This window comes from Asticcacaulis solisilvae, from assembly GCF_052327315.1.
In the GTDB taxonomy this organism is placed as follows: domain Bacteria; phylum Pseudomonadota; class Alphaproteobacteria; order Caulobacterales; family Caulobacteraceae; genus Asticcacaulis; species Asticcacaulis solisilvae_B.
In genome coordinates this window covers 3,702,335-3,725,257 of sequence record NZ_CP166196.1, presented here as the reverse complement: position 1 = coordinate 3,725,257, position 22,923 = coordinate 3,702,335, and the positions used below count along the sequence as shown (strand labels likewise).

General features: G+C 64.6%; 19 protein-coding genes. 6 read left to right on the top strand and 13 right to left on the bottom strand.

Features of this window, described 5'->3' with window-relative positions:
- Position 1: 1 nt before the first annotated feature.
- The 9 genes from AB8717_RS17505 to AB8717_RS17465 form a co-directional block, all read right to left on the bottom strand.
- On the bottom strand, positions 2-1,069 hold the full coding sequence (locus AB8717_RS17505) for a class I SAM-dependent methyltransferase (protein WP_443748599.1): 1,068 nt from the start codon (positions 1,067-1,069) through the stop codon (positions 2-4).
- 2 nt (positions 1,070-1,071) lie between these two features.
- A complete protein-coding gene (locus AB8717_RS17500) occupies positions 1,072-2,220 on the bottom strand; it encodes an aminotransferase class I/II-fold pyridoxal phosphate-dependent enzyme (protein WP_443748598.1) in 1,149 nt (382 codons plus the stop codon).
- A 65-nt stretch (positions 2,221-2,285) separates the two neighbouring features.
- Entirely contained in the window at positions 2,286-2,843 is a 558-nt protein-coding gene (gene pseH, locus AB8717_RS17495) for a UDP-4-amino-4,6-dideoxy-N-acetyl-beta-L-altrosamine N-acetyltransferase (protein WP_443748597.1), read from the bottom strand.
- A complete protein-coding gene (locus tag AB8717_RS17490) occupies positions 2,840-3,781 on the bottom strand; it encodes a phytanoyl-CoA dioxygenase family protein (RefSeq protein WP_443748596.1) in 942 nt (313 codons plus the stop codon). The genes pseH and AB8717_RS17490 overlap by 4 nt, the downstream gene beginning before the upstream one ends.
- 83 nt (positions 3,782-3,864) lie before the next feature.
- Entirely contained in the window at positions 3,865-4,311 is a 447-nt protein-coding gene (locus tag AB8717_RS17485; protein WP_443748595.1) for a response regulator, read from the bottom strand.
- A 64-nt stretch (positions 4,312-4,375) separates the two neighbouring features.
- Positions 4,376-5,041 (bottom strand): cytochrome b/b6 domain-containing protein, encoded by a 666-nt coding sequence (locus AB8717_RS17480; RefSeq protein WP_443748594.1) that lies wholly within the window; start codon positions 5,039-5,041, stop codon positions 4,376-4,378.
- A gap of 3 nt (positions 5,042-5,044) precedes the next feature.
- Positions 5,045-5,509, bottom strand: coding sequence for a c-type cytochrome (locus AB8717_RS17475; protein ID WP_443748593.1), 465 nt, complete (start codon positions 5,507-5,509; stop codon positions 5,045-5,047).
- Positions 5,510-5,929: 420 nt separating this feature from the next.
- Positions 5,930-7,111, bottom strand: a complete 1,182-nt coding sequence (locus AB8717_RS17470) for a sensor histidine kinase (RefSeq protein ID WP_443748592.1) — start codon at positions 7,109-7,111, stop codon at positions 5,930-5,932.
- Positions 7,101-7,655 carry a response regulator gene (locus AB8717_RS17465; protein ID WP_443748591.1) on the bottom strand — a complete coding sequence of 185 codons (555 nt, stop codon included), beginning with the start codon at positions 7,653-7,655 and terminating at the stop codon, positions 7,101-7,103. The genes AB8717_RS17470 and AB8717_RS17465 overlap by 11 nt, the downstream gene beginning before the upstream one ends.
- A 350-nt stretch (positions 7,656-8,005) precedes the next feature.
- On the opposite strand from AB8717_RS17465, the gene AB8717_RS17460 reads away from it, so the two are divergent.
- A complete protein-coding gene (locus tag AB8717_RS17460) occupies positions 8,006-8,701 on the top strand; it encodes an ABC transporter ATP-binding protein (RefSeq protein ID WP_443748590.1) in 696 nt (231 codons plus the stop codon).
- A gap of 1 nt (position 8,702) precedes the next feature.
- Here AB8717_RS17460 and AB8717_RS17455 read toward each other — a convergent pair whose 3' ends face one another.
- Genes AB8717_RS17455 through AB8717_RS17445 form a run of 3 tightly spaced genes read right to left on the bottom strand, consistent with a single transcriptional unit; the run spans position 8,703 to position 14,108 of the window.
- The gene (locus AB8717_RS17455) at positions 8,703-11,954 is read right to left on the bottom strand and encodes an error-prone DNA polymerase (protein WP_443748589.1); all 3,252 of its coding nucleotides are present in this window, start codon (positions 11,952-11,954) and stop codon (positions 8,703-8,705) included.
- Positions 11,927-13,438, bottom strand: coding sequence for a Y-family DNA polymerase (locus tag AB8717_RS17450; protein WP_443748588.1), 1,512 nt, complete (start codon positions 13,436-13,438; stop codon positions 11,927-11,929). The genes AB8717_RS17455 and AB8717_RS17450 overlap by 28 nt, the downstream gene beginning before the upstream one ends.
- A complete protein-coding gene (locus tag AB8717_RS17445; RefSeq protein WP_443748587.1) occupies positions 13,356-14,108 on the bottom strand; it encodes an ImuA family protein in 753 nt (250 codons plus the stop codon). The genes AB8717_RS17450 and AB8717_RS17445 overlap by 83 nt, the downstream gene beginning before the upstream one ends.
- Positions 14,109-14,272: 164 nt before the next feature.
- Here AB8717_RS17445 and AB8717_RS17440 point away from each other — a divergent pair, with 164 nt between their 5' ends.
- From AB8717_RS17440 to AB8717_RS17430, 3 genes are read left to right on the top strand one after another with little or no spacing between them, the layout of a single operon-like run.
- Positions 14,273-14,788, top strand: coding sequence for a DUF4142 domain-containing protein (locus AB8717_RS17440; RefSeq protein ID WP_443748586.1), 516 nt, complete (start codon positions 14,273-14,275; stop codon positions 14,786-14,788).
- Positions 14,785-15,096, top strand: coding sequence for a cupredoxin domain-containing protein (locus AB8717_RS17435; RefSeq protein ID WP_443748585.1), 312 nt, complete (start codon positions 14,785-14,787; stop codon positions 15,094-15,096). The genes AB8717_RS17440 and AB8717_RS17435 overlap by 4 nt, the downstream gene beginning before the upstream one ends.
- 55 nt (positions 15,097-15,151) lie before the next feature.
- On the top strand, positions 15,152-15,820 hold the full coding sequence (locus AB8717_RS17430) for an RNA polymerase sigma factor (RefSeq protein WP_443748584.1): 669 nt from the start codon (positions 15,152-15,154) through the stop codon (positions 15,818-15,820).
- Positions 15,821-16,032: 212 nt separating this feature from the next.
- Here the strand turns inward: AB8717_RS17430 and AB8717_RS17425 are convergent, their stop codons facing one another.
- Positions 16,033-18,537: a glycoside hydrolase family 3 N-terminal domain-containing protein gene (locus AB8717_RS17425; protein ID WP_443748583.1), complete on the bottom strand. Its 2,505-nt coding sequence runs from the start codon at positions 18,535-18,537 to the stop codon at positions 16,033-16,035.
- A 100-nt stretch (positions 18,538-18,637) separates the two neighbouring features.
- Between AB8717_RS17425 and AB8717_RS17420 the strand changes: the two genes are divergently transcribed.
- On the top strand, positions 18,638-19,048 hold the full coding sequence (locus AB8717_RS17420) for a GlcG/HbpS family heme-binding protein (RefSeq protein WP_443748582.1): 411 nt from the start codon (positions 18,638-18,640) through the stop codon (positions 19,046-19,048).
- Between the two features lie 362 nt (positions 19,049-19,410).
- The gene (locus AB8717_RS17415; protein WP_443748581.1) at positions 19,411-22,872 is read left to right on the top strand and encodes a TonB-dependent receptor domain-containing protein; all 3,462 of its coding nucleotides are present in this window, start codon (positions 19,411-19,413) and stop codon (positions 22,870-22,872) included.
- Positions 22,873-22,923 lie beyond the last annotated feature (51 nt).

The window sequence follows — 22,923 nt, the reverse complement described above, 5'->3', positions numbered from 1 at the left end:
CTCAGCCCTTCAGCTTGACGAACAGGGCCGTGCCCATGACGAAGGCGAAGGCGACGTTTTCCGCGTGGTCGGCCAGATAGGCGTCACCGACGCGCTTGGGGCCGTCGCCGAACGCCCAGACATAGTCGTCGAAGATCACGATGCCGCCCGGCGCCATATGCGGCGTCCACAGGCGCGTATCGAGGTCGGCCTGTTCGAAGGTGTGGTTGCCATCGATATGCAGGACGCTGATCTGCCCCGAATAGTCCGTCTCGCCGAAGGTCTCCGACACGATGCGCGCGCCCGGGCCGTAGTGCTTCGCCGCCTCAACCGACAGGCCGCGGAAGACGTTGAGCCGCCCGCCGGCCAGCGGCGCCAGGTTGCACTGGAAGATGGTGTAGCCTTCTTCCCAGTCGACATTGGCGGTGGAACGATCCAGCGCATCCACGCCCTGGTCCATGACGGCGCGATCGTTGACCCACGGATCGATGCACAGCACCTTGCCGATATCGTAATGGCGCGCCAGCAGCAGCATCAGCCCGGCCGAGCGTCCCCACCATGAGCCGATCTCGACGATGTCGCCCTTGGGCGCGCACCGGAAGGCTTCGATCATGGCGGCGATCTTGTCGTTGTCGGTCATGCCGCCGATCGTGTCGACCAGCCTGAGGGTGCCGGCCAGCATGGCGCCCGACAGGCGCGGCTGTTGCGCTTCCATGAACCAGTCGTCGTCGGCCGCGATGCGGTCGGCGCGGTTATAAAGCGCCTGGTATTCGCGCATCTTCGCCGCGACGGGCGACGTGTTGAGCAGCTTGATGTCGGTGTCCGGCAGGGTCTCGGTCAGCACGGTCGAGACGACGTCGTGGGGCGTGAAGATCGAGCGCGCGCCTGTCGTCTCCAGCGTCCGCATCAGCTCTTCGCGGAAATCGGCCTCGTGGACATAGGGCAGGAAGTGCCAGTCGTCGTAATGCACGGCCGCGGGGTCGAAGCGCAAGGACGAGGCGCCGACGACGCGCTTGCCGGCCGATTTCGCGCGGGCGGCGTAGTCGACCGATTCCGGCAGACCGCAGGGGAAGACGAGGACGGTTTCCATAGCTATCTCAGATAATGGCCCAGCACCGTGGCGAGGCGGATAATATCCTCATCGCCCATCGCTGCGAAGTAGGGCAGGCCAAGCGTCGAGGCTGCCAGGCGTTCGGTGACCGGCAAGGGCGTGCGCGGGAATTCGGCGAAGGCGCGCGAGGTATGGCAGCCCATTCCCCACCACATGCGGGTATCGATGCCCTGCGCGGCCAAGGCCTCGGCAACCTCGGCGCTGCGGCCGTCACCGACATGGGCGACGCAGACCGAGGTAATCCAGTCGAGACCCCAGCCGTCCTGGAAGGCGACGGGGGCGTTCATCAACAGGATGCGCAGGCGTTGGGCGACGCGCTGATAGGTCTGGCGCGTTGCCGTCCAGTTGTCCATGGCGGCCATGGCGACGGCGGCGGTGTATTCGCTGATCTTGGCATTGGTGCCCAGGCGCAGCGATTCGCGTGTGCCGTAGAAGCCGAAGGCGGTGATCGAGCGCACGCGCTCGACGAAATCGCGCGGGCCGGCGACGAAACCGCCTTCGCCGGCGCCGAGCGCCTTGGTGGCGTGCAGGCTGACGACGACGGGGATATCGGCGGTGGTCGCGGTGTCGTAGGCGGCGGCCGCGTCGATGACGACGCGGATCGGGCTGTTGCGGTCGTAGGCCGTCCAGGCGTCGAGATCAAGGCGCTGACCGAAGGCGCAGACCGGGATGACGGCGCTGACCGGGCCGGGCGCGTGCTTCAATTGCGCCGCGAAGGTCTCGGGATCGAGCATCCACGTGTCTTCGCGCACATCGACGAACCATGGGGTAAGGCCGGCGGCCGTCACGGCATGGGCGGTGGCGACGAAGGTCCACGACGGCAGGGCGCACAGGCTCCCTTGCGGAAGTTTGAGCGCCTTCAGGCAGGCGGTAAGGCCCAGCGTCGCATTTGACACGGTGACGATGCGCGTGCCGTCCTTGAACCGCGTGGCCAGCCGGGCTTCCAGTGCCTGGTTGACCGGGCCGAAATTGGAATACCAACCCGATTGCTCGATGCTTTCGAGGTAGGGAAGGATGGCCGCGGTCGCCGGCATGTAGGGGCGCGCGATGGCGATGCGCTGAGATGCGATTTCAGGCGCGGTGTCCGGAGCGGCGGGGGCGGGGGTGATACGCTGAGACAGGCGGGACATGGCAAGACCCTTGAGAACTATGTCAAAAGGGTAACGCCAAGATCGTTAATAAAGGCTTTGATGTATCAAAGCTGAAAACCTCGGATTGCGAGCCTGTCCCGGGCCGCGTCGCGCCTGTCTTGCCAGTCGGATTTGAGCAGGCCCAGGCCGTAGACATCGTGCGGGCCGTCCGATTTGACGACGTGGCGGCGGAAAAGAGCCTCACGCACGAACCCGAACGATTCGTGCAGCTTCCATACGGCTTCGTTGGAAACGAGCACCTCGCACCACAGTTTTTCGAGGGCGAATTCGCCGAAGACCTTTTCGATCATCAGATACTCGATGCAGGCGCCGATGCCCTTGCCGCGCGTCGCCGGGTCGGCCAGGTAATAGGCCCAGGCCGCCTTTTCATGAATCGCGGAAATGTCGGCCAGATTCGCCAGGCCGACCGGCAGGCCGTCCCATTCGATGATCCAGTAGCGGCGGTCGGCCGCGACAAGCGCGCCGCTGAACCAGCGGTCATGCGTGTCGCGGCCGATCAGGCCGTCGGAATACATGTAGGCGCGGACGTCGTCGCGGTTGCGCCAGTCGAACAGGCGGTCGCTGTCGTCCGCCGCCAAAGACCTTAAGGCAACCAAAGTCATTCCGGGCGCGTGATGATGGTATTGGCCTTGATCTGCGCGGCGCCATGCGCGTCGAGGTCGCGGCGCGTTTCCTCGAGGCTCAGCGGCCCGTCGATCGTGGCGTTGACCGCGTCCATGCCGGTCTTTTCGGCACTTCCGCGCGTCAGGATGTAGCGCGCGGAGAAGCGTTCGGAATCGGACGACACGGGCTGGGTGCCGTGCAGCGTAAAGCTGTGCCACATGGCGGCGTAGCCCGTGCCGCCGACCAGCATCATGTCCTGGACACCGACGCTGCGGCCGAAACCGTCGGAATAGCGCCAGTGGCCCTTGTTGCGTGTGTCGGGCACCAGGTCGTGCGGGAAGAGGGTGGCGCCCAGCACATGGCTGCCCGGTATGACGTAGAGCGGCGCGTCGCCGGCCGTCACCGGGTGGATATAGACGTAGAGCGTCAGGAAGTCGGCGGTGCGGCTCTTCCAGTCGATAATGTCCTGGTGGAAGTCGATGCCGTAGAAATAGGTGATGTCGCGGTATTCGGGCTTTATGTAGGCGCCCAGGTTATTGACCGGATTGCCGCGGATGCGCGGCGCCAGCCAGTCAGGCAGCCAGCGTTCGGGCACGCCGCAGACGAACTTCGAATCGAGCACCTCGAAATCGGCGCCCAGGACGTCGGCGACCGGCCCGCGGATCGCGTCGTCGGCCAGGATGAAGTCCGACAGCGACGACAGGGCGTGCAGCAGATTGCGGCCCGGCTGGGGGTTGACACCCTTGAACTGCGGGTCGGCTTCGAAGGCGGCCTGACTGAGGAAGATATCCGGTCCGAAATTGCGCGAGGCGCGCACAGCCTGCATCAGCGCTTCGCATGGCGCCGGCGACAGGACTTCGCCGAACCTGTAGAAGCCATCGGCGATAAAGGCATCGACGGCATTGTCTTGCGGGGCGGCTTTCAAGGCGTGGGTCATGCGGCACCTAACATCAGTACAGGCCGATTCTATGCTTAAGCCAGAAACAGTCTGTTAACGACGTTTTTTGGGAAAAACGGGGGCTATTCCCCGTGCAGCAGGCCGGAAATGGCGTCGGACAGGGCTTCCAGCGAGAAGGGTTTGGGCACGTGGCCGTCCATGCCGGCGCGCTGGCACTGGGCGATCTCGGCCTTGGAGACGTTGGCGGTCAGGGCGATGACGGGGGTGTGGGCGTTGGGGCCGCCGGATTGGCGCAGGCGCCGGGTCGCTTCGAAGCCGCCCATGATCGGCATCGACATATCCATCAGGATGACGTCGAAGGCTTGCGTCGCCGCCATGTCGAGCGCGGCCTGGCCGTTGTCGACGGAGGTGACCGACACCTGTTCGCGCGTCAGAAGAATTGTGATCAGGTCACGCACCATCTCGACATCTTCGGCGACGAGAATCTTGAGGCCGGCCAGCGTGACACGCTGGCGGGCGCGCGCTAAACGCGGTGCGGACGAATCGGAAAGGCGGATCGAATGGGACACTGACGAACTTCCTGCGGCTTCTGCCACCGGTTCGTTTTTTACCAAACAAAGGTTACGCAAATGTTCAGGACAGGGCGCTGAGATGGATGAGGTAAGCCGCCACGCCCCCGCCCAGTATAAGGCCGACGACCAGCGCCCATAAACGCGCCGGCTTCATGGCGGCCATCTCGCCCCTGGCTGTCCGCTTGCCGTGCAGCATGGCGCCGATCAGGCCGTCGCGCTTGACGAAGGCGTACCAGGCGATGGCCACAAGGTGCAGGACCACCAGGACTTCGAGGACATTGAAGCCATAGCCGTGGATTTCGGCGGCGATGCGCCCCTGGTCGAAATCGACCAGGTTCGACAGCGGCCCGGATTCGATGCCGTCGGTATCGACGGTGAACAGGCCGCTGACCACGACGGTCAAGGCCGCCAGCAGCAGGGCCAGGACGCTCAAGGCGCCGAGCGGATTATGCCCGGCGCTCAAACCCTTGGCCTTGCCGCGTAGATAGTCGAGGATGGCGCCCGGGCCGCGCACGAAGTCGGCGAAACGCGCCGTCGAGCCGCCGAACACGCCCCACCACAGCCGAAAGACCAGCAGGCCTGCGATCAGCGAACCGGCGATCTTGTGCCAGTCGAGATGGTGCGTTTCGGCGCTCCACCACGCAAACGCGATCAGGCCTGCCAGGCTCCAGTGGAAGAGCCTGACCGGTATGTCCCAGACGGCGATGCGCGTGCCGGTTTCGGCCATCGCTTAGTGGTTTTCCTGGCGGAAGCTCATATGGCAGGTCTTGCAGGTCTGGCCGAGATTACCGGTCGCCGTGCGGATGGCCGCGATGTCGCTGCCTTGCGCGGTCGTGTTCAGGGCCTGCGCGGCGGTGTTGAGCGCTCCGGCAGCCTGCTGGAATTTCGCGGCGTCACTCCAGATCTCGGCCTTGGCCTCGGTCTTGACGCCCGGTTGCGGGCCGCTGCCGGCCGGGAACTGGGCCGGCAGTTTCGGCGCGGCGGCGGCGAGGTCGCCCGTGTATTTGCGCACCAGGGTGAGGTCGGGCGACGGCGCCTTCAGCTCTTCGCGCAGGCCCTTGAACGACTTGCCGAGGCCGTGGAAGAAATCGGAGCGCGCGGCGACCGTGGCGGCGGTGTCGGCCGAGGCGGGCAGCGAGACGGCAGTCACGGCGCAGATGGCGCCGAGGATGAGAAGCAGACGGTTGGCAGGCACGGTGGTTCCCCCGACAATATGGATGTGGCGACGCTACGGACTTTATACGTATGTTTTGCGAAAGCCAGTCGCTTGCGCCCCTGTCGCACAGTATTGACACCGGTATCATTTTTGCGTCAAGTATTTTGTTGCCTCGTACCCCTGTGCCCTGCCGCGGTGACGGCGTGGGCCGGGACCTTATGAATCGGCGGAAAAGCCCCGTGCGAATCGCGGGCCTGATCGATCCGCGCCGGAAGTGAAACTTCCTGGCCGGTCGTGACGGTTTGCGATGGGGGGAGGAGAGGGAGGCGGACGTCTTGGGGGGCAAGCCGTCCGCCATGTCGCCGCGTTCGAGGGGGGAAGTGATTGCGGCGACCTCTTCACCCTAATCGTGATTGATCACGGTTTCAAGGTTAACAACCCCGTTTGCACCGATTTGTGTTAATTTGCGGCCGATAAGGCAAAGGAAAAATGGGCGCCGCCCAATGCATCGGAGGCTGAAACGGACAGGGCTGCACCGTGTCCCTGCAAAATCTGGCGGGCCAGGCTGAGGCCCACGCCCGTACCCGTCGCCTTTGTCGTGTAAAACGGCAGGAAAACGGTTTCAGCCAACTCCGGCGACACCCCGCCACCGCTGTCCTCGACCGCGACCGTTGCGCCGGCCGCGGTTGCGGTGGCGATGAGCCTGACACGGGGCGCGTCCCGTTCCATGGCCGCCTCGGAGGCATTGTTGAGCAGATTGGTCAGGCACAGGCGAATCTGCACCCTGTCCATGGCGATATCGCCGTCGCCGGAAAGGTCGACTTCCAGCGCGACGCCCTGCGGCTGCCAGCGCGCGCGGAATTCCTGGGCGATTTCATCGATGAAGGGCGCAAGCCGCACGGAGCCGAGGTCCGGCTGCGGCAGCCGCGTGAGGATACGATAGGATTCGACGAAGCCGACCAGGCCTTCGGTGCGCGCCACGACGCGCTCAAGCGCCTTGCGCGCCTGCTCGATGCTGCCGGGCGTATTGTCCTCGATCAGGTCGAGCGCGCTGCGGCTCATCGAGGCCACCGGCGTCAGGGCGTTCATCAGTTCGTGGTTCAGGACCCGCAACAGGTCGCGCAGGGCATGGGCCTCGGCGGCGCGAACCTCGGGCGTGATGTCGACCAGGACCGCCAGGGCCGCCTGGTCGAGCCACGCCGACTGTACGGCATAGCGCGTGCCGCCCCAGTCAATCTGGCTTTTCAGTTCGCCGATGCGCCCGGCCGGGCCCAGCAGGGCTTCACGCATGGCGCGCGGCACTTCCGACGAGGCGCTGAACAGCTTGCGGGCGGCGCGGTTGACAGCGATCAGCCGGCCGTGATCTTCCTGGAGCAGCAGCGGCGACGGCGTCTGGTCGATCAGAGCCTCCAGCCGCCGGCGGCTCTGTTCCGACACGAAGGTCGATTCGGGAACCGACGGGCGTTGCCGGGGGCGCACCGGATAGGCGCGCATCAGCAGGCTGACCAGGAACAGGGCGCACAGGCTCAGGACAAGGGCGGTGGCGAAGTGGCCCTGTGCCGCCATGGACCATACCAGCAGGCCGCACGCGAAAACCCCGCAGTGCCCGGCGACCGCCAGCAGGAACCGTTTAGAGACCATGCTTTTCCATGCGGCGATAAAGGGCGGCCCGCGTCAGGCCCAGGTCCTTGGCCGCTTGCGAGATATTGAAGGCGTTGCGGTTGAGCGCCTCCTTGATCATTTCGCGCTCCGACCGTTCGAGATTGAGGTCCTGCGGTGGCGCGGAGGCGCGCTGGCGCGGAGCCTCTATGGCCTTTTCCACTGTCGCGACCAGCCGGTCGTTGTTCCACGGCTTGACGATGAAGTCTTCGGCGCCCAGCCGCATAGCCTGGACGGCGATGTTAAGGCCGCTGTGGCCGGTGACGACGACAACGGGCGTGCGCGCATCGCGGCGCATCTGCTCTTCCAGGAAGGCCAGGCCGGCTTCCCCGGACGTGTCGCCGCGCCGGTAGTTGAGATCGAGGAGGATCAGGTCGAAACGCCCGGCTTCGAGATGCTCGCGCGCGGCGTCCGGACTCTGGACGCCGGTCACCGCGTAACCATGCCGGCCCAGCGCCAGGTCGGCCGAGGTCAGGATGTCAGGATCATCATCGAGGAAGAGGACGGTGCGGTGGACGGCAGGCATTGTTCGATTTCGGACAGGTAGGCAGAACAGGCGTTTTTCAAAATGACCGATATTTTTGGAAAGTCAAATATTTTCTGTGACTTAACGTTTTTCATGGAGCTATCTCGATTGTGTCTGCTGTGCTAAAATTGTTTTCGAAATCCGGCTCTTGCCTTTTTGCCTCGGCAAGCTTTCCGGATTTTTTGGGGGGACTACGAGGGGACTGATCGGGTTGGGACACGCTGCCATTTTTCGTGTCGCCGCCCGATCACGTCCACGTCCCTTCCTGCCCGGCATCGCTGTGTGATACAGCCTTTATACGCGGCGGGCCAGGCGGACGCGCGTTGACCTGAGCCGGGGGCCTTTTTGCCGTGATCGAACTTCAATCCATTGCGCGCCGCTATCAATCCGCCGATGTCGAGACGGTGGCGTTGCGCCATGTCGACCTGCGGATCGAGCGTGGCGAATTCCTGGCGGTCATGGGGCCGTCCGGTTGCGGCAAATCGACCCTTCTCAATATCCTGGGCACGATCGACCGGCCGACGTCCGGCGCCTATCGCTTCGACGGCGAAGACCTGACGCGCCTTTCGGAACCGAAGCTGGCCAGGTTCCGCGCCCGCCATCTGGGCTTCGTCTTTCAGAGCTTCAACCTGGTCGACGACCTGACCGTCTATGAAAATGTCGAGCTGGGGCTGCTTTATCGCGACAATCTCTCCGGCCGCCGTCGCGACCTGATCGAGGCCGCCATGGACCGCGTCGGCATCGCCCACCGTGCCCGGCATTTCCCGCATCAACTGTCCGGCGGTCAGCAGCAACGGGCGGCGATTGCCCGCGCCATCGTCGGCGCGCCCGACCTGATCCTGGCCGACGAACCGACAGGCAATCTCGACAGCGACAATGGCGCCCAGATCATGGCCATTCTGAAATCGCTCAATTCCGCCGGCTCGACCGTGGTCATGGTCACGCACTCCCAGGCCCAGGCCGACCAGGCCATGCGCCAGGTCAGCATGCTGGATGGCCAATTGTTGCTGTCGGTGACGCGTCCGGACTTCGCGGACGCCAAGTAACCTATTTGAAGTCACGCGACGGCACCAGGATGACCGGCGACTGCGCGGCGCGGCTGCCCGTGCGCTTCATCACCTTCGACCGCGTCCTGGGGTCGGGGCCGGGTTCCCCGCGGCGGAATTCGTCGCCGCGTCCGAACGGCACCGGGAAGGCGTCGTCGCGTTCGCTGATGCTGTCGAGTTCGGCCGACAGGTCGATCAGCCGCCGGGCCACGATGTGCACGACCTCGCCCTCGCGCTGCACCTGCCCTTCGATCGCCACCATGCGCGTCGTCAGGATCAGCCGGCGCTGTTCGTCGTAGAGCTTCGACCAGATAACGATATTGGCCGAGCCGGTCTCGTCCTCGATCGTCATGAAGGTCACGTTCTTGGCCGTACCCGGCTTCTGGCGCACCAGCACCATGCCGGCCACGGTGACGCGCGCCTTGTCCGGGCGGCCGGTGGCCGCCTCGCAACTGGATATACAGCGCGCATCGAGGTCGCCGCGCAGAAAGGCCAGCGGATGACGGCGCAGCGACAGGCCGACATGGCCATAGTCTTCCACGACTTCGTGTCCGGCCGCCATGGCCTTCAGCCGGACCGTGGGTTCCGGCATGTCGATGGCCTGCACGGCGTCGAACAGCGGCAGCGGCGTATCGCGCAACCCCTTCAAAGTCCACAGGGCGTCGCGTCGCGAAACCTTGAGCGACGGCAGATACGCGTCGGCCTCGGCTAGCCGCACCAGGGTCGATACGGGCAGGCCGCTGCGCTGCCAGGCGTCCTCGATCGAGGTGAACGGCGTTTCGCGCGTAAGGACCAGCCGCGCCCCGTCTGCGTTCGACAGGCCCTTGACCATGCGCAGGCCCAGCCGGACGGCGTGCGTCCTGCCCGTTTCTTCCAGCGTGCAGTCCCAGTGCGAGGCGTTGATGCACACCGGCCGGATTTCGACGCCGTGGGTTTGCGCGTCGCGCACCAGCTGCGCAGGCGCGTAGAAGCCCATGGGCTGGGAATTGAGCAGGGCCGCGCAGAAGACATCGGGGTGATGGCACTTCATCCACGACGAGGCATAGGCGATCATGGCGAAGGAAATGGCGTGGCTTTCCGGAAAGCCGTAGGAACCGAAGCCTTCCAGTTGCTTGATCAGCCGCAGGGCGAATTCTTCCGTATAGTCGCGTTCCAGCATGCCCTGCATCATCTTGTCGCGGAAATTCTTGACCCCGCCCGTGTGTTTGAAGGTGGCCAGGCTGCGGCGCACATGATCGGCCTCGTCGGCGGTAAACCCGGCGCAGTGCACGGCGACCTTCATGGCGTGCTCCTGGAACAGCGGCACGCCGTGGGTGCGGCCCAGAATTTTTTCGAGATCCGGATGCGGGTATTCGACTTTTTCCAGGCCGTGCCGTCGCTTGAGATAAGGGTGCACCATGTCGCCCTGGATCGGCCCGGGACGGACGATCGCCACCTCGATCGCCAGATCGTAGAACTCGCGCGGGCGAAGGCGCGGCAGCATGGACATCTGCGCCCGGCTTTCGATCTGGAAGACGCCGATCGTGTCGGCCTTGCAGATCATGTCGTAGGTCTCTTCGTCTTCCTGCGGGATGGCCGCCAGATCGATATCGATATCCTTGTGCGCCTTCAACATGTTGAAGCTGCGCTTCATGCACGACAACATGCCCAGGGCCAGGCAGTCGACCTTCATGAAGTGCAGGATGTCGATATCGTCCTTGTCCCATTCGATGACCTGGCGATTCTCCATGGCGGCGGGCTCGATCGGCACCAGGTCGTCCAGCCGGTCGCGCGTCAGCACGAAACCGCCGGGATGCTGCGACAGGTGGCGCGGAAAGCCGATCAACTGGTTGGCCAGTTCCCAGGTCAGGCGGATACGCCGGTCGGCGAGGTTGAGGTTCAGCCCTTCGAAGCGCTTGGGATCGACCTCGGTGCCCCAGTGGCGGAATTGCTGCGACAGGGTACGCAGCATGTCTTCCGGTAAGCCCAACGCCTTGCCGACATCGCGGATGGCGCCCTTGGCGCGGTAGCGGCTGACGACCGACACAAGGGCGGCATGGTCGCGGCCATAGGTTTGGAACACCCACTGCATGACGATTTCGCGCCGCTCGTGTTCGAAATCGACGTCGATATCGGGCGGTTCGTTGCGGTTTTCCGAGATGAAGCGTTCGAACAGAAGGTCGTGCTTCATCGGATCGACGGCGGTGATGCCCAGTACGAAGCAGACCGTGCTGTTGGCCGCCGAACCGCGTCCCTGGCATAATATGTCCTGAGAGCGCGCGTAATAGACGATGTCGTGCACGGTCAGGAAATAGGAGGCGTAACCGAGCCTGTTGATCAGGGCCAGTTCGGTGTCGAGCTGCCTGCGAACCTTTTCGGGAACCCCTTCGGGATATCGTTTGTCCGCACCCTCGCGCACGAACCGTTCCAGCACCTCCTGCGGCGGCACGTCCGGATTCATGCGTTCGTCCGGGTACTGATATTTCAGCTGGTCGAGTGAGAAGGTGCAGCGCTCCATGATCTCGCGCGTGCGAGCGACCGCTTCCGGATAACGCTCGAACAGCCGCGCCATCTCTTCCGGAGGTTTGAGATAGCGGTCGGCGTGGCGCTCGCGGCGGAACCCCAGCTGGTCGATCGTGCAGTTGTGGCGGATGCATGTCAGGACATCCTGCAGAATGCGGCGTTCGGGTGCGTGGAACAGCACATCGTTGCTGGCAATCGTCGGTACGCCGGTGCTTTCGGCCAGACGCGACAGGTCGTGCAGGCGCAGGGCGTCGTTCGGCCGGCGGCGCAAGGTCAGGGCCAGATAGGCGCGGTCGCCGAAAATTGCCTTCAGGCGGCGTAAATTCAGCGCGCAGGCTTCGTCGGCCATGTCCGGCGCCAGCACGGCGATCAGGCCTTCGTTCCAATCCGCCACGTCGCCCCACTCGAGGTGGCATTTGCCCTTGCCGGCGCGGCGCTTGCCCAGAGACAGGAGGCGGCAGAGGCGCGACCAGCCGGCCTTGTCCATGGGATAGACCAGCAGGGACGTCCCGCAGGCGAGATCCAGCCGGCAGCCGGCGACCAGGCGGACGCCGTGCTCCCGCGCCGCCTGGTAGGCCTGGACGATACCGGCGACCGAATTGCGGTCGACGACGCCCAGCGCCTCCAGCCCCAGTTCGCGGCCTCGCGCGAACAGCTCGTCGCACGAACTGGCGCCGCGCAGGAAGGAGAACTGCGTGGTGACCTGAAGCTCTATGTACGACGTCACGAAAAGACTCCGTGTACGTACCATTTGTGCTGTTCGGGATCGTCACTTTCGCCGTCGCCGGTGCGGAACAGCCAGAAGCGGCGGCCGTCCTCGACCTCGACGTGGAAATAGTCGCGCAGCGCGTCGGTCTCGGCCTCGCGCTTCCACCATTCTCCGAAGATGCGTTCGGGGCCGTCGGCATGGGTGACGATGTGGCGGATTCCTCGCCAGATAAAGGCTTTCGGCGGATAGTCGGGCAGGCGGCCAAGGGTAATAACGGTTTCCGGCCGGCGGAACAGACGCAAGGGGCGCGGCCAGTGCGCCGGCCAGGTCAGCCCGGCGCCGGCTCCAAGCACGTCGGTTCGCGCCACGCTGCGTTCGGGCACGTCGCTTTCCATCGGTTGCAGGCAGAAGATACGGTCCGCGCCGATGCGATTGCTCAGGATATCGACCAGGACCGAGATGTCGGGCGTTTGCGCCGCGTCATCGCTGCCCGTCTGTGTCGGAATCAAGGGCTCGGCCTCGGTGGCGACAAGCCGCATGCGCTCGATGCCGAAGCCCGGGTCGACGGTTTCGATCTGGTCGCATAGCAATCGCGTCAGGCGCTTGATATCGCGTACCGGCCGCGCCATGGCGACGCGCACGGCTTCGATGCGATTGTCGGTGCGGTAGAAGACCAGGTCGAGCTGGCGCGCGCCCAGACTCTTGCCTTCCAGGGCGTCGCACAAGGTCTCGGTCAGCTTGCCGGTATAGCGGGCGATCGTCTCGGGCGCGCCGATCGGTTCGGCGAAATGGCGTTCGATGCTGGTGACATCGGGCAGGCGGATAGGATCGATAGGTTCGGGCACGTGACCGAACGCCTGGTCGAGACGGCGCGCCAGGTCGAGGCCGAAGCGGCGGATCAGCGGCGCGCGCGGCTGGTCTACAAGGTCGCCGATCGTATCGAAACCCAGCAAGCTCAGGCCCGACACCACGTCGCGCGTCAGACGCAGGGCATTGAGCGGCAGGGCAGGCAGCCAGTCGCGGGCCGGGCCCATGACGGCGGTGCGTTTCGGCAAAAAGCGCGCCGCCGCGTGAGCCGCCCCCCAGCTATCGGCGACCGCGGCGCGCGCCGTGACGCCTTCAGCCTTCAGCGCCTCGACCAGCCGGTCGAGCACGCCGTCTTCGCCGCCGTTGAGGTGCGCGGCTCCCGTAATGTCGATGACCAGGCCGTTCGGCGCATCGGCCGCGACCACGGGCGAAAACCGCCTGAGCGCCCAGCGCGCCAGGGTATCCAGCGCTTCGGCATCGGCTTCGGGCTCGGCGTCGTGGACCACCAGGCCCTCGACCAGGGCCTGCGCCTTGGCCAGCGGCATACCGACATAAAGCCCCTGGTCGGCAGCGGCCTTGTCGAGCGCGGTGACGACGCGTTTGCGTCCGTCCATGCCTTTCAGGACCAGAGGCTGCTCAGGAGGCAGCGCGCAGCCGGGGCGGCGGCGCAGCCGGTCGGTGGACCAGCGCGGCAGGTAGAGCGAGACGACCCTTCTCATCGCAGGCCTCCACGGTAAAACGGGCGGCTTCTCCGCCCTTGCATCGCATCAGTTCGAGGTCCCAGCGCGCCCGGCCCAGGCCGGGGACGGGCAGGGGGGACGATGGCGCTGCCGCCACACGCCAGCGCGTCGTCGCCGAGGTCGGCTGACCGAATTCGGCGGCGGCCTTGACCTGTTTCCAGCGCCGCACGATGAGACACAGGGTGGCGTGGTCCTCGGCGGCCAGCTGCAGGCGGCGCGACGCCACCATGGGCAGTTTCGCTACCTCACCGACCACGGCGCCAAGGCCGCCGTGACGCAGGGCCTCCTCGCACACGGCCAGCAGCGTCTTGTCGTCGCCGGCCTCGACGTGGATGACGCGGCCGGGCGACAGCCCGGCCTGCGCCAGGCCGGGTGCGAACAGGTCGGACTGCGTAACGCACCACAGGACCTTGCCCGCCGTGCGCGCGGCGATGCCGGCGGCAAACAATCCGGCGGCGGCGCCGTCGACGACCCCGTCGCCGTGACCCGCCACCTCGTGCAGCGCGCCCAGCGCCAGTCCGCCGCCCGGCAGGCGGTCGTCGATCGCGGCTATGCCGAACGGCAACACGCCGGCCGCGCGCCGGCTGCCGTCGAGCGCCTGGATCCGCTGGCGCAGTTGGGCGAGTCCCGTGTGTGAGAGCTTCGACATGACAACCACCATTGCTCCGAGTTCTTCGGAATTATGTTCTCTTTTTGTTCCCATTCGAAATAAGAGTCAAGGGGGAAGGATTTTCGGGAACCTTTCGGCGGCCGGCGCATCCAATGGTCAGGCGTGGCGAGAGGCGCGCGCTGCAAATCCCGAGGAGGATAGTGATGTTCGTACGCACCGCATGCCTGATTGCCACCCTGATGCTGCCGGCCGCGGCCCTGGCCGACACGCAGATCAATGACGCGCAGATCGCCCACATCGCCTATACGGCGGGCAATATCGATATCGACGCCGCCAAACTGGCCTTGAAGAAATCGCACAATCCCAGGGTCCGCGCCTTCGCCGAGGACATGGCGCGCGACCACAAGGCCGTCAATGACAAGGCCCTGGCCCTGCTCGGCAAGCTGAAAGTCACACCCGAGGACAACGCCACCAGCCAGGCGCTGAAGGCCGGGGCCGACGCCGAGGCGAAAAAGCTGGAGGCGCTCGACAGCGCTGCCTTCGACAAGGCCTATGTCGACAACGAGGTCGCCTACCACAAGACGGTCAACGGCGCCCTGCGTGACACCCTGATTCCCAATGCGCAGAACGCCGACCTGAAATCGCTGCTGCAAACCGGGCTGAAGCTGTTCGAAGCCCACCAGGCCCACGCCGAAATGGTCGATGGGGAACTGCATTGAGGCATATCGCTTTTGTAGCGGCCGCCGTGCTGGCGCTGGCCTTTCCGGCCGGCGCCCGCACCTCGCAGAGCGCGACGGTGTTCATCCGCGACATGGCCTTCCAGCCGCCGTCGGCCGGGCTGACAGCCGGCGACACCCTGGTCTTCACCAATGCGGATTCCTTCCGCCACACGGCCACGGCGAAGGGCGAGTTCGATCTCGACCTCAAGCCGGGCGAAAGCCGCAGCGTCGTGCTGAAGCATTCCGGAACCTATGAGGTCACATGCCGCTACCACCCTACCATGACGATCCGCCTGACGGTAAAATGACCCGCCTTGCGGACCGTGTCACGGACGTGCTGAAATCGTTCCGGGAAGGATCGTCATGCTGACCGCCATAGATTATCGGGGTTTAAGCGAAGACGCCCTGGTCATGCACGCCCGCACGGGCGACCGCGACGCCTTCCGCGCCATCATGCAGCGCTGCAACCAGCGCCTGTTCCGCATTGCTCGCGCCGTACTCGGCAATGACGACGAAGCCGAGGACGCCTTGCAGGAAGCCTATCTGCACGCCTTTGCCGCCATTGCGGGCTTTCGCGGCGACAGCGGCCTGTTCACCTGGCTGTCGGCCATCACGCTCAACGAAGCCCGCGCGCGCCTGCGCCGCCGGCGCAGGACGGTCGAAATGACGGCGATCGAAAACCAGCCCAATGTCGTGGCCTTTCCGCTGACCGCTGTTCCGGCCGGGCCGGAAGACGAGGCTGCGCGCGCCCAGATGCGCCGCCTGCTGGAACGCGCGGTCGACGATCTGCCGGTCGACTTCCGGCTGGTCTTCCTGCTGCGCGAAGTCGAAGGCTGCTCGGTCGAGGACACCGCCGTACAACTCGGCTTGAAGGCCGCGACGGTCAAGACGCGGCATCACCGCGCCCGCCGCCTGTTGCGTGAAGCGCTCGACAAACAGCTGTCGGGCGCGTTCGGTGACGCCTTCGCCTTCCTCGGCGCGCGCTGTAATGCGATTACGGAAGCCGTGCTGCGGCGTCTGGAAACGTCATAACAGCAAGGCCGCTTGCAACAACGACGGATCTGCCCCTTCCGTCTGGATCGGCTTGACGCCGACCCAGCCACCTTCCCCGCTGCGCAGGGAAGGAATTGGATAGTGAAACTCCCTTCCTTCCCCTTTTAAGGGGAAGGTGGCAAACGCCGCGGCAAGCGGCGGATGACGGAAGGGGGAACGGCAGAAGCCATCGAGCTCTGACGCATCCACAATTATTCCGCCGGGCAGGCCGCGCCCTGCTTGGTCTCGCTCAGGCGCACCTCGGTCAGCACGACGTCGAGCGTGCCTTTGGTCTCCAGGTGCATGACGCTTGGTGTTTTCGACAGGTCCTGCGCCTTGAAGCACGACAGCGGTACGTTGATGGTCACCGCGCCTGGAGTCAAAAGCTTGGTCACCGGCACGGAGGCCGAGCCCACGCCCAGGCGGACCTCCGACGACGGCGCCGACTTGACGGTCAGGCTGACGCTCAACAGCATGGCGCCGTTGGCTTCGCGCGCCACGTCCGAAGGCGCGTCGGCGCCGATATCCACCCATGAATTACGCTTGCCCGCCCATTCGGCCTGGATGCCGTTATCCGCCGGCTGCACGGTGATCGCCGCCGAACCGTACAGCGTGGTGCGCGTGCCGACATAGGCCATGTGCGGCGCATTCGTGTCGCCGATCGTCAGGTGATATCCGTTCCACAACTGGCCCTTGGCGAGGTAGACGTTGCGCTCGCCGTAGCGCGTCGTTTCCTTGACCTCGGGCAGTTGCGGCGTGGTTTTCCGCGCCGCGTAGGTCAGGCCGAAACCGTAAGCAAACTGCGGATCGTAGGTTTTATCGCCGACATTGAGCGGCGTCTGGTCGGGGCGCTTCGGCCACGAGAAACTCAGGCGGCCGTTGAAGTCCTGGCGACCCAGCAACACGTCCGCGACCCCTTCGCCTTCCGAGCCCGGCAGGAAGGCCGCGACGAAGGCGTCCGACGCATTGATTTGCGGATTGACATAGAGCGGACGGCCCGACAGCAGCACGGCGACGGTCGGAATGCCCTGGCTTTTCAGCTTTTTCAGAAGTTCCAGGCTTTCGACATTGTCGTGGTGCAAGGCCACGTCGGTCTGGTCGCCCATGAATTCGGCATAGGGGGTCTCGCCGAAGACGACGATGGCGACATCGGGCTTCTGCGTGAACGCCCCATCCGCCGACAGGGTGACGTGGCCGCCGGCGCTTTCCGCCGCCGCCTTGATGCCGGCATAGATCGAGGTCGCGCCGGGGAAGTCGTTCGGGCCGTTGTCGGCGCCCTGCCACGACAGGGTCCAGCCGCCCGACTGCATGGCGACATTGTCGGCGCCGTCGCCGGCCAGCAGGATATTGGCATTGGCCTTGACGGGAAGGACGCCATTGTTCTTGAGGAGGACCAGCGACTTGGCGACGGCTTCGCGCGCAATGGCGCGGTGTTCGGGCGCACCCAGGTTTTTAAAGGTATCGGGGCGGTCCTTCGGTGCCGGCTCGTCGAAAATGCCGGCGCGGAATTTGACGCGCAGGATACGGCGCACCGCATCATCCAGCCGGCTCATCGGGATGGTGCCGTCCTTCACCTCGCGCACCATATTGCCGTAAAGCGCCTTCCAGTCCTGCGGCACGTTGTAGATGTCGAGGCCGGCATTGAAGGCGGCCGGGCAGTCGGCATTGCTGCAGCCCGGGATCTGGCCGTGGGCGTTCCAGTCGCCCATGATAAAGCCGTCGAAGCCCATCCGGCCCTTCAGCACGTCGGTCATCAGGGCATGGTTGGCGTGCATCTTGATACCGTGCCAGGAATTGTACGACGCCATGACCGACTGCGTGCCGGCATCGACGGCGGCCTGGTAGCCGGCGCCGTGCAGCCGAGCCAGGTCGGCCTCGGATGCCAGCGAGTCGCCCTGGTCGCGGCCGCCGGCGGTCGAACCGTCGCCTAAAAAGTGCTTGGCGGTCGAAATGACGTGGTCCTTGTCGAGGAAGGTCTTGCCTTCGCCTTCCAGCCCTTTGACCATTTCGCCAGCGTACTGCACGACGATCTTCGGATCTTCGGAATAGCTTTCGTACGACCGGCCCCAGCGGTCGTCGCGGGCGACCGCGATGGTGGGCGCGAACGACCAGTCCATGCCCGTGGCGCGCACCTCGGCGGCGGTCGCTCCGCCGATACGGCGGATCAGCTCGGGATCGTGCGCCGCGCCGAGGCCGATATTGTGCGGAAACAGCGTCGCGCCGAAGACGTTGTTGTGGCCGTGGACGGCGTCCGACGCCCACATCATCGGAATGCGCACCGTATTGGCGCGCGGATCGACCGACGCTTCCCAGTAGGGATTGATCAGGTTGACCCAGTCCTCGACACTGGCGTGCTTGTTGCCGCCCGGCACGGCGCCGCCGCCGTTTTCGATGCTGCCGATGTGATAATCGCGCATTTCATCGGGTGTAATCGATTTCCACTCAGGCTGAAGCGTCTGCCCCACCTTTTCCTCGACGGACATTTTGGCCAGGATCGCGTCGATCTTCGTTTCGATGGCGGGGTCCAGTCCGACCGGCGACTTCGCCTGCGGCCACAAGGCCAAGTGGACCTGCGTCGGATCGACCATGGCGGCTTTCGCGGCGGCTTTCCCATGATGCGTCCTGGCTTGCGCCGACATGGCGGCAGCCGATAAAAGGCACAGGCCGGCGGCGGCCAGCCATCGGGTTTTGCGCCGGCGAGGCGACACTATGGACATGACGATCTCCCTTATTATTTGATTGCGCCGACTGGACCACGCTGACAACGTTGTCGTCAAGAGGCCGCGAATCGCGGCTCAAAAATGGGAGACCACAGCGATGCAAACCTTCAAGACCCTGGGCGAAGCCGAGGCGAAACTGGCGATCGATGCGGCCGTGGCCGAGCTGCGCCGGCGCGGCAAGGCGGCTACCGTGGCCGTCGGCGACAGCCACGGCGAACTGATCGCGTTGTATCGCATGGACGGCGCCAATTTCCCGTCGATCGTCATTGCCCAGAACAAGGTCTATACGGCGGCGCGCCTGCGCGGATTTTCGGGCGAGATTGGGCGCGCCACCTTCACCGACAATGCGCTGATGAGCTATCACGGCGATGACCGCTATGTCGGCTGGGATGGCGGCGTGCCGGTGGTGATCGACGGTCAATGCGTCGGCGCCGTAGCGGTCAGCGGCCTGGCGGGGGAAGAGGACCTGGCGATCGCGGAAATTGCTGTTGCCGCGATGAAACAATAGCAGCGTTCTCTTTTACGGGTAAATTCTGGCCGTTTGTCAGCGCTGTCAACCGCAGACATTGTATTCGTAAGGCAAATTTCAGTATTCGAATTCCGGAAGTATCGCCGAACGCGATCCGTTGCTGTTACGTGTCCTTATTGTCACATATTGTCCGGCTAGTCGCAAAAAAGACATTTTAAGGGCAAATTAACCTTGCAAATGACGGGTCGGTAACGCTACCACTTTCCCAGACGCCCAATGATGATCAATGACACCGGTATCAATGGTGAAAGTTGATCACAGGGTTAAAAAAGAGTGGCTGAACTTAGTCGGCTCGCTGGGAAGGAAAAATTATGAAAAACCAAAAAATGCACGGGAATAGTGTGTCCAAAGCGTGGCTTTACAGCATTTCGCTGTTGGCGCTGGGCAATTGTCTGGCCTTTACCGACGCTCACGCGGAGGACGCGAAGCAGCCGGCCGGCGACAGCACCACCATCGTCGTGACGGGTTACCGCGCGTCGCTGCAAAGCGCGCTGAACACCAAGCGCAAGTCGAATGTCATGCTCGACGCCATCAACGCCGACGACATCGCCTCGTTCCCGGAAGCCAACCTGGCCGAAAGCCTCCAGCGCATTCCCGGCATTTCGATCGACCGCGATAACGGCGAAGGCCGCACCATCTCGGTCCGGGGCCTGGGCGGCGACTTCACCCGCGTCCGCATCAACGGCATGGAAGCCCTGTCGACGGCGGGGTCGAACGATTCCGGCACCTCGCCCAACCGTTCGCGCAGCTTCGACTTCAACACCTTCGCCTCCGAACTGTTCAACAACATCCAGGTCCGCAAGACCACGGCGGCGCAGACCGACGAAGGCAGCCTTGGCGCGACCGTCGACCTGAACACCGCGCACCCGTTCGACTACAAGGGCCTGAAGATGGCCCTGTCGGCGGAAGACGCCTATTACGAGAACGGCAAGCACCAGAACCCGCGTATCGCCGGCCTGTTTTCGCAGCGCTGGGCGGGCGGCAAGCTCGGCTTCCTGATTTCGGGCGCCTACCAGTCGCGCGACACCTCGATCAGCTCCTATGCGCGCCAGGCCGGGTCGGCCGACTACGATTACCGCGGCACCTCGTGGGCCGGTAACGAATACCCGCAGCGCGCCGGTTTCGCCGCGCCGACCGGCACGACCTTCCCGCAGACTGTGCTCACGGCGTCGGGCAAGTGCACCTCGACCAGCGCGACCACGCCGGCCGGTACGATCTGTAACGTCGCGGCCATTTCCAACCCGGAAGTGCTGGCGGCCATGACCGGCTCCGACCCCGCGGCCTATGCCGCCCTCTATCCGTCCAGCAATTCGACGGCGGGGCGCTATGACGACTCGACCGTGCGCATTCCGGCGCTGGCGACGCTCAACGACCAGGAACTGCATTCGGACCGCCTGGGCATTACGTCGTCCTTCCAGATGCAGCTCGACGACGATACCCGCGTCACGGTCGACTACCTGCATTCGCGCTTCCACAACGAAAGCACCAACTACCAGATCCAGAGCGTCGGCCTTAACCGCAACAATACCAATGCGACGCTGAATACTCTGACGGCGCCGTCGTCGCCGATCACCGCGGCCCAGATTTCGACGCGCCACGGCCTCTATCCCGGCGTGTGTAAGGCCCAGGCCGCCAGCGACATCGTCTACGCCGTCGATTGCGGCGCCCAGCTCTACGGCACGACCCCGGCCTATTCCACGGGGCCGGGCGGTGCGGCCGCCGTGCTCAACAGCAACATCTTCTCGGTCAACCCGAACAACCTCGATCCCTACGACTACTACAACAACCCGAATTCGCCGGGTTACGTCGCCGATCCCTACGGCATCGGCGGCATGATCGCCCTGATGGGCCGGCCGACGACCAAGGTCCTGGCGGCGCAGGTCGACAACGGCGTGGCGGACTATCTGCAACTGTCGAACGTCGACTGGCGCTCGGCGGCGGACGCCAGCTACTACACCACCAATTTCGACCAGGTATCGGTGAACCTGACCAAGCGCTTCAGCAGCAACTTCAAGGTGGACGCGGTCGTCGGCGCTTCGCGGTCGATCAACGTCAACCAGGGCCTGCTGGTCGAATTCGACTCGATGGACCGTCCCGAGACCTTCACCTATGACGAACGCGGCAGCCCCAACATGCCGGTCGTCAATCCGGGCTGGAACGTCGCCGACCCGACGCAGTGGGGCATCATCAAGGGCTTCTCGGCCATGCGGAACTATATCCGCACGACCAAGAACAATTACAGCCAGGCCAAGATCGACTTCGACTGGAACATCACCGACGACTACGAACTGACCTTCGGCGGAAATTCGCGCAAGTACATCTTCTCGACCGACCAGTGGGAGCGTCCGACCGACACCCTGGCGCCGACCGAAAAGGAAGCGCACGTCAGCGTCGCTTCGCTGGGCTCCGTCCACCAGTTCGGCCAGGGCCTGGACGTCTCCGCCGGCACGCCGACCAGCTTCTTCGCGCCGAACATCGACGCGTTCTCGACCACGTTCGGCTTCGACTGCAACTGCGTCAACAAGTACGGCGACTTCCGCCTGACCAACCTGAAGAGCGGTGCGGCCCAGTACGGCGTTACGGAAAAGGACACGGGCGTCTATGTCCAGCTCGACTTCCGCCACGACATCTTCGGCCGCGACCTGACCGGCAATATCGGCGTGCGTGAAGCCACGACCGACGTGGTCGCGACCGGCCACGACAACAAGCAGCGTCCGGTGCAGGATACCAACCACTACACCGACACCCTGCCGTCGCTGAACCTGAACTACCACATCACCGACACGCTCAACATGCGCTTCGCCGCGTCGAAGGCGATGGCCCGTCCGCAGCTCGGCAACCTCAACCCGGCCATTACCGCCGTGTCGATCCCGACCGACGGGTCCTCTGTCGGCGGCAGCATCACCATCGGCAACACCAAGCTGAAGCCGTTCCGCTCGACCAATTACGACTGGAGCGTGGAATGGTACTTCGCCAAGAACTCGCTGGTGTCGTTCGCCCTGTTCGACAAGGAGATCAGCACCTTCCCGCAGACCGTGCTGTTCGACGCCCCGATCCAGTCCTTCTTCAGCGGTGACGCCCTGACGGCGTTGCAGGCCCAGTTCGCCAGCAATGCCAACCAGACGGCCTATATCAACGCCAACAACTCGGTCACGGCGCGCCAGTTCCGCGATGCGCCCGGCGGTTATCTGCGCGGCGCGGAATTCAACTTCCAGACCGACTTCGGTTACCTGCCCGAGCATTTCAAGTTCATTCCGGACTTCGTCAAGAACTTCGGCATGCAGCTGAACGCCACGCACATCGAATCGCAGCTGAAGTACATCATCGATCCGGGTACGGAAGTGAACGGCGTCCAGACCAAGCCGATCACCTACGCCAACGGTCCGTGGCTCAACGCCTCGCCGGACGCGATCAACTTCACCCTCTACTACGAAGTGCCGCAATTCTCGGCGCGGGTGTCGATCGCCCAGCGCGCCGGCTACGACACGACCTTCCCGATCGCGGCGGGCTCGTGTAACCCCGGCCTGCAAAACCCGACGATCACCACCACGCCGGCGGCGGCCTCGGCCACCCAGGTGGCGTGCGACAGCCCGCTGGTCAATGACTTCGCCTTCTCGAAGTCGACCCTCAATGTCGACGGCAACCTGACCTGGAACTTCACCCCGCACCTGGCTGTCCGCCTGGAAGGGCTGAACCTGACCAACCAGACCTCGAACCGCTATGCCTACACGTCGAACCCGGTCGTGACCTCCTACGCCTCGACCGGCCGTCAGATCACGGTCGGCGTGCGCTACAAATACTAACCTGTTACCCGGCGGACAAAATTTTGTCCGCCGGTTCCCCTACCAGCTCCC

Excerpts from the sequence above, each read along its gene's own strand:
- AB8717_RS17505 (WP_443748599.1), bottom strand. The coding sequence starts at position 1,069 with ATGGAAACCGTCCTCGTCTTCCCCTGCGGTCTGCCGGAATCGGTCGAC.
- AB8717_RS17500 (WP_443748598.1), bottom strand. The coding sequence starts at position 2,220 with ATGTCCCGCCTGTCTCAGCGTATCACCCCCGCCCCCGCCGCTCCGGAC.
- pseH (WP_443748597.1), bottom strand. The coding sequence starts at position 2,843 with ATGACTTTGGTTGCCTTAAGGTCTTTGGCGGCGGACGACAGCGACCGC.
- AB8717_RS17490 (WP_443748596.1), bottom strand. The coding sequence starts at position 3,781 with ATGACCCACGCCTTGAAAGCCGCCCCGCAAGACAATGCCGTCGATGCC.
- AB8717_RS17480 (WP_443748594.1), bottom strand. The coding sequence starts at position 5,041 with ATGGCCGAAACCGGCACGCGCATCGCCGTCTGGGACATACCGGTCAGG.
- AB8717_RS17470 (WP_443748592.1), bottom strand. The coding sequence starts at position 7,111 with ATGGTCTCTAAACGGTTCCTGCTGGCGGTCGCCGGGCACTGCGGGGTT.
- AB8717_RS17465 (WP_443748591.1), bottom strand. The coding sequence starts at position 7,655 with ATGCCTGCCGTCCACCGCACCGTCCTCTTCCTCGATGATGATCCTGAC.
- AB8717_RS17455 (WP_443748589.1), bottom strand. The coding sequence starts at position 11,954 with ATGGTACGTACACGGAGTCTTTTCGTGACGTCGTACATAGAGCTTCAG.
- AB8717_RS17450 (WP_443748588.1), bottom strand. The coding sequence starts at position 13,438 with ATGAGAAGGGTCGTCTCGCTCTACCTGCCGCGCTGGTCCACCGACCGG.
- AB8717_RS17445 (WP_443748587.1), bottom strand. The coding sequence starts at position 14,108 with ATGTCGAAGCTCTCACACACGGGACTCGCCCAACTGCGCCAGCGGATC.
- AB8717_RS17440 (WP_443748586.1), top strand. The coding sequence starts at position 14,273 with ATGTTCGTACGCACCGCATGCCTGATTGCCACCCTGATGCTGCCGGCC.
- AB8717_RS17430 (WP_443748584.1), top strand. The coding sequence starts at position 15,152 with ATGCTGACCGCCATAGATTATCGGGGTTTAAGCGAAGACGCCCTGGTC.
- AB8717_RS17425 (WP_443748583.1), bottom strand. The coding sequence starts at position 18,537 with ATGTCCATAGTGTCGCCTCGCCGGCGCAAAACCCGATGGCTGGCCGCC.
- AB8717_RS17420 (WP_443748582.1), top strand. The coding sequence starts at position 18,638 with ATGCAAACCTTCAAGACCCTGGGCGAAGCCGAGGCGAAACTGGCGATC.